Source organism: Deinococcus planocerae, assembly GCF_002869765.1.
GTDB classification, from domain to species: Bacteria; Deinococcota; Deinococci; order Deinococcales; family Deinococcaceae; genus Deinococcus; species Deinococcus planocerae.
The window spans coordinates 1-4938 of sequence record NZ_PNOR01000077.1 but is presented as its reverse complement, the minus strand read 5'-3'; the positions used below and the strand labels follow the sequence as shown (position 1 = coordinate 4938).

Below are 4938 nucleotides of genomic sequence, written 5' to 3'. Positions count from 1 at the left end.
CGGCGGCCTCGGCGGGCCACGAGGTCTTCAGGTACCGCTCGGCCACCGCCGGCATGTTCGTGTTCGCGGGGTCGAGCAGGTAGGCGACGAGGAGGGGATGGTCGCCCGGCTCGCCCTCCGTCTCGCGCGGGGGCGTGCGGCCCTGGAGGGACTGCTCCTCGCCCTCCTCGGGCGAGTCCTCGGCCCCCGACTCGCCGGGCACGGGGCGCGGCTCGCCCGCGTCGCCCTGGGCCGTCTGGGGTGGGGGGGCGGGCGCCTCCGTCTGCGGCAACAGGGGGGGCAGCTCGGGCGGGGGAGGCCCGGTGCGGGGCCGGAAGAAGGCCTCAAACTCCGCGTCGAAGACGGGCACCTGGGCGGGGCTGGCGGTGAGGACCAGCCGCAGCGCGTCGCGCACCTCGCGCAGCCGCAGCACGTCCACCTCCCCGAGGGCCCGCAGGGCGTCCGTCACCTCCCCGGGGCCGATCAGGAAGCCGTGCGCCGCCCGCAGCCGCGCCGCGAAGGCGACCACCCGCGCGGGGAGGTCGGCGGGGAGGGGAGAGGGCGCGTCCGGGACCCCGCCCACCCTCAACCTCTCGCCAGCCGTTCGAGGGTCGCGCGGGCGAGGGCCTGGTCCTCGCGCAGCTTGAGGACCGCCCCCAGGGTGACGTGCAACGCCTCCGCGTCGAGGTGGTCGCGGTGCAGGGCGACGAGCGCGGCGGCCCAGTCGAGGGTCTCGGCCACCCCCGGCGGCTTGCCGAGCGGCAGCTCGCGCAGGGCGTGGACGGCCCGCGTGACCTGGGTCGCCAGCGCCTCGCCGATCCCGGGGAGCCGGGCCTTGACGATCTCCAGCTCCTGCGCCCGCGTGGGGTAGTCGACCCACAGGTACAGGCAGCGGCGGCGCAGGGCGTCGCTGAGTTCGCGGGCGCGGTTGCTCGTGAGCAGGACGTGCGGGCGGGAGGTGGCGGCGAGGGTGCCCAGCTCCGGCACGGTGACCTGCCACTCGGCGAGGAGTTCGAGGAGGAAGGCCTCGAAGGCGTCGTCGGCGCGGTCCACCTCGTCGATCAGGAGGACGGGCGGGGTGGGCTGGCTGATCGCCTCCAGCAGCGGGCGGCGCATCAGGAACTCGGGGCCGTAGAGGTCGTCGTCCGTCACCGGGCGCCCCCCGGCCTCCGCCGCGCGCAGGTGCAGGAGTTGCCGGGCGTAGTTCCACTCGTAAAGGGCGGCCTGCGCGTCGAGCCCCTCGTAGCATTGCAGCCGGATCAGCCGGGTGCCCAGCGCCCCCGCGAGCGTCTTGGCTGCCTCGGTCTTGCCGACCCCCGCCGGGCCCTCGAGCAGCAGCGGCTTGCCGAGCGCCACGACGAGCCGCAGCGCCGTCGCCAGGGCGTCGCCCGCCACGTACCCCCGCTCCCGGAAGGCGGCGCGCAAGTCGGTCGGCGCGGGGACGGGGGCGGGGGCGGCGGGGCTCGGCTCGGGGCGCTCACTCATGGCTCTATCCTCGCGTGTTTCGGGGCGGGGTGGGGTCGGGGGGAGAAAGAAAAAGGACAGGCCGGGCAAGTGACCCTGATCCGGTGAGACACAACAGCTTCGATGCCCTGCGTCTTCTCGCCGCTCTGGCCGTGATGGTCTCCCACGCCTGGCAGGTGACGAGCGGGGGCGTCGACACGGACCCACTGTACCGACTCTCGGACGGACAGATGACGTTGGGGGCACTCGCCGTCACGGTATTTTTCGGAATGAGCGGTTACCTGGTCATGGGATCGTGGGAGCGCCGCCCAGACACGGCGGCCTTCGCCCGGGCCCGGGCCCTGCGCGTCTGGCCCGCCCTGATCGTGGTGGTGGCCGCGACGGTGGTCTTGATTGGCCCGGCGTTGAGCACGGACCCCGGCGGGTACTGGGCGAGCGTGCAGACGTGGGCGTACGTGCAAAACCTGTTCCTGCACCAGCCTCCAGGGGGCCAGCGGTTCCTGCCGGGGCTGTTCGAGACCAATCCGTTGCCCCGCGTGGTGAACGGCCCCCTGTGGACCCTGGAGTACGAGGTGGGCTGTTACGCGGCCTTGCTCGCGCTGGGGGTCGCCCGGCTCCTCACCCGGGAGAGCGTCACGGCCCTCGCTGTGGTCCTCGGCGTGATCGTCTGGCGGGTACCGGGAGCGCACGGGCAACCGTGGTTGTATCTCCCGCTCGCCTTTGCGACCGGAGCGGCGCTGCACGCCTGGCGGACCCGGGTGCCGTGGCGGCGCGACCTCGCCCTCGCGGCGCTTTTGCTGGTCGTCGCGGGGACCGCCGGGACGGGCTTGCGCCTGCTCGCCAGCACCGCCGGACTGTACGCCCTGCTTCACCTGGGGCGGAGTGCGCATCTGGCGGGCTGGGGTCGCTGGGGTGATCCCAGCTACGGCATCTACCTCTGGGGAATGCTGGTCCAGCAGGTGGTGGTCGCCCTCGGCTACGGCCTCACGCCCGCCGCCAACCTGCTCGTCAGCGTCCCGATCACCGCGGCGCTGGCCTGCGCTTCCTGGCACCTCGTGGAGCGACGCGCTCTAGCACTCAGGGACCGCGCGGTCAGCCGCCGACCTGTCCAGGTCCCGCGGCCCTGACCCGAAAGGGGGGGGCATGCGACCGTCCCCGCCCTTTACCTTCCGTCCATCCGGGCGCGGGTGAGGGACGGGTGACAGCCTCCCCTCTACCCTCGGGGTCATGACCGTGCCCTTCCTCCTCTGCGTGCTGATGGTGGCCGCCTCGGGCCTCCACTTCGGCGGGCGGGCCGCCGCCCTCCGTCACGCCCGCCGCCTGCCCGCCGTTCCCGTCCTCGCCCACGTCGCCGTCTCGGTGGGGGCCGTGTGGCTCGGCGCCCTGCTCGATCCCTCCCCCGCCCGGCTGCTGTGGCTGGTCGCCGCCGCGGCGAGCGTCGCGGGGTTCGTCTCGGGGGCGCAGCGGGCGCGCCCGGTCCCCGAGCCCGACCCCACCCCCGCCCCCACCGCCTGAGTCCGGCGCAGAGGCAGCGCCGCCCCCTCCCTGGTGGGGCCGGGGCGGCGCTGCCTCTCCCGCTCAGGCCAGCGTGCCCGAGCGGGAGCCGACCTGCTCACTCATATTCTGGAAGGTCTTCTGGATCAGCTTTTGCGCCTGGGCGTCGAGCACACGCCCGCCCACCGTGGCGACCGGCCCGCGCATGGTGGCGTCGCCCGTCCAGTCGAGGGTGGTCGTGCCGTCGCCGTTGTCGACGATATTCGCCCCCGCCGTGAGGTCCACCACGCTGCCCAGCCCGCCGCCCTGCACCTTCACGTTGACGCGGTGTTGCGCCTCGTCGGGCAGCACCTCGATCTTGAACTTGAACTTGCCGCGCACCATGCCCACGCCGACCTGCACGGTCGCGTCCATGTGGGTCTGGTCGTGGACGACGACCTCCTGCACGTCGGGCAGGCAACGCGCCACCCGCTCGGGATCCTGCACGAAGGCCCACACCGCCGCCGGGGGGGCCTGCACCTGCTCCTGACCGCTGTAATTGAGTTTCATGGGTGACCTCCGAAAGTGTCTGAGAGGCGTGCCCGCCGCGGGGCACCGGGACCGCTCGAACGAATTGTAAAGCCTCCTGCATTGTGCCCGGTGGGGGTGGCCCCGGTGGGGGGAGCGGGCCGGGGACGCGGGGGAGCTAGACTCGCCCCATGTCCACGCCCGGCCCCCCCCCGCCCGTCTGGGGCGTCCTGCTCACGGCGGGGCGCAGCACCCGGATGGGCAAGCCCAAACAGCTCCTGCCCCTGGGCGGCGTGCCCCTCGTGCGTCACGCGGCGCTGGCCCTGGCGGGGGGCGGACACGACGGGCTGCTCGCCGTGCTGCCCCCGGGCGAGGTGGGGGAGGGCGTCCGCGCGGCCCTCGCCGACCTGCCCTTCGCCTTCGCGGTGAACCCCGACCCGGGGCGCGGGCTGCTGGGCTCCTTCCGGGTCGCGGCGCAGACCCTGCCCCCGGGAGTCGCCGGGGCCAATTTCGCGCTGGGGGACATGCCCTTCTTGACCCCGGCCATGCACGTCGCCCTCGTGCGGGCCTTCCGTGAGACGGGCGCCCCCGCCGTCCTCGCGCGCTACGGCGACCCGGGCGGGGAGACCGTCGGGGCGCCGCCCCACCTCCTGCGCGCCGACCTCCTGGCCGAGCTGCCGGGCCTGCCCGACGCCGACCACGGTCCCCGCGCCCTCGTGCGGGGGCACCGGGCGCAGGTCGTCACCCTGACCTTCCCCGCCGAGCACCTCCTCGACGTGGATACCCCGGAGGCGCTCGCTCAGGCGGAGGCGCGGCTGGCGGGCCTTCCGTCCGTGTGATCCCGGCTTTTCCCCGGCGGAGGTCAGGCCCGGGCGGCGGGCTCGGGGTTCGGCCTCTTGCCCGCCTTCTTCTCCGGCTCGCTCGCCGTGCGCAGGGCGTCCGAGAAGGCCGGGAAGAGGGTCCGCACCCACGCCCGCGCCGCCTTGCCCGCCGCCTCCTCGCGCACGATGAGCTGGTCGCGGAATTCGCCCAGCAGCCCCGGCAGCGTGGCGTCCTGCCGCAGCAGCGAGGTGGTGACCTCCGTGTCCTGAAGGCGGCCCAGGGCGTCGAGCACGTCGGTCAGCGGCGTGGGCACGTCACCGAGGAGGTCGAGGGTGTAGCGGTGACGCTTGAGGTTCTTGCGCCAGTCGTGCCAGGGCTGGGTGTCCTCCGACGCCAGCGCGGCCTCGCCCTCCCCGATCAGGTCGTCCACGTCCCCGGCGGCGAGCTTGCGGGCGCGGCCCTTCCAGCCCCCCTTGAGGTCGTAGGCGGGCGGTTTCTGGGGCCAGTCGGTCCCCGCGAGCAGAGCGGCGCGGCGGGCAACCCACTCCGCGTCGAAGCGGTCGAGGAGCGGCGGGGGGGCGCCCAGCCCCACGAGCGCGGCGTGCAGGTGGCCCCCGGCCACGTCGTGGTCGCGCAGCGGGGCGGCGGCGCGGCGCAGGTCCCGCCACGCGC

At 74.6% G+C, this 4938-nt stretch carries 6 protein-coding genes and 1 pseudogene; 3 read left to right on the top strand and 4 right to left on the bottom strand.

Going from position 1 to position 4938, the window contains the following annotated elements; all coding sequences use genetic code 11:
* Both A7B18_RS20915 and A7B18_RS20910 read right to left on the bottom strand, forming a co-directional pair.
* A pseudogene (locus A7B18_RS20915) lies at window positions 1-562 on the bottom strand (hypothetical protein); the annotation flags it as partial.
* Window positions 563-564: 2 nt separating this feature from the next.
* Window positions 565-1464: an AAA family ATPase gene (locus tag A7B18_RS20910; RefSeq protein ID WP_102128594.1), complete on the bottom strand. Its 900-nt coding sequence runs from the start codon at window positions 1462-1464 to the stop codon at window positions 565-567.
* Between the two features lie 83 nt (window positions 1465-1547).
* Between A7B18_RS20910 and A7B18_RS20905 the strand changes: the two genes are divergently transcribed.
* Complete coding sequence (locus tag A7B18_RS20905; RefSeq protein WP_102128593.1) at window positions 1548-2570, top strand: acyltransferase family protein; 1023 nt, start codon at window positions 1548-1550, stop codon at window positions 2568-2570.
* Between the two features lie 100 nt (window positions 2571-2670).
* Window positions 2671-2958 carry a hypothetical protein gene (locus tag A7B18_RS20900; protein ID WP_102128592.1) on the top strand — a complete coding sequence of 96 codons (288 nt, stop codon included), beginning with the start codon at window positions 2671-2673 and terminating at the stop codon, window positions 2956-2958.
* A gap of 63 nt (window positions 2959-3021) precedes the next feature.
* Here A7B18_RS20900 and A7B18_RS20895 read toward each other — a convergent pair whose 3' ends face one another.
* Window positions 3022-3486 carry an SRPBCC family protein gene (locus tag A7B18_RS20895; RefSeq protein ID WP_102128591.1) on the bottom strand — a complete coding sequence of 155 codons (465 nt, stop codon included), beginning with the start codon at window positions 3484-3486 and terminating at the stop codon, window positions 3022-3024.
* Window positions 3487-3635: 149 nt separating this feature from the next.
* Here A7B18_RS20895 and A7B18_RS20890 point away from each other — a divergent pair, with 149 nt between their 5' ends.
* On the top strand, window positions 3636-4283 hold the full coding sequence (locus tag A7B18_RS20890) for a nucleotidyltransferase family protein (RefSeq protein ID WP_102128590.1): 648 nt from the start codon (window positions 3636-3638) through the stop codon (window positions 4281-4283).
* A gap of 23 nt (window positions 4284-4306) precedes the next feature.
* Here A7B18_RS20890 and A7B18_RS20885 read toward each other — a convergent pair.
* Window positions 4307-4938: CHAD domain-containing protein (locus tag A7B18_RS20885; protein ID WP_102128589.1), on the bottom strand; the 632-nt coding region annotated here is incomplete at its 5' end.

Bases quoted from the DNA above. Each gene is read 5' to 3' on its own strand.
- A7B18_RS20910 (WP_102128594.1), bottom strand. From the start codon at position 1,464: ATGAGTGAGCGCCCCGAGCCGAGCCCCGCCGCCCCCGCCCCCGTCCCC.
- A7B18_RS20900 (WP_102128592.1), top strand. From the start codon at position 2,671: ATGACCGTGCCCTTCCTCCTCTGCGTGCTGATGGTGGCCGCCTCGGGC.
- A7B18_RS20895 (WP_102128591.1), bottom strand. From the start codon at position 3,486: ATGAAACTCAATTACAGCGGTCAGGAGCAGGTGCAGGCCCCCCCGGCG.
- A7B18_RS20890 (WP_102128590.1), top strand. From the start codon at position 3,636: ATGTCCACGCCCGGCCCCCCCCCGCCCGTCTGGGGCGTCCTGCTCACG.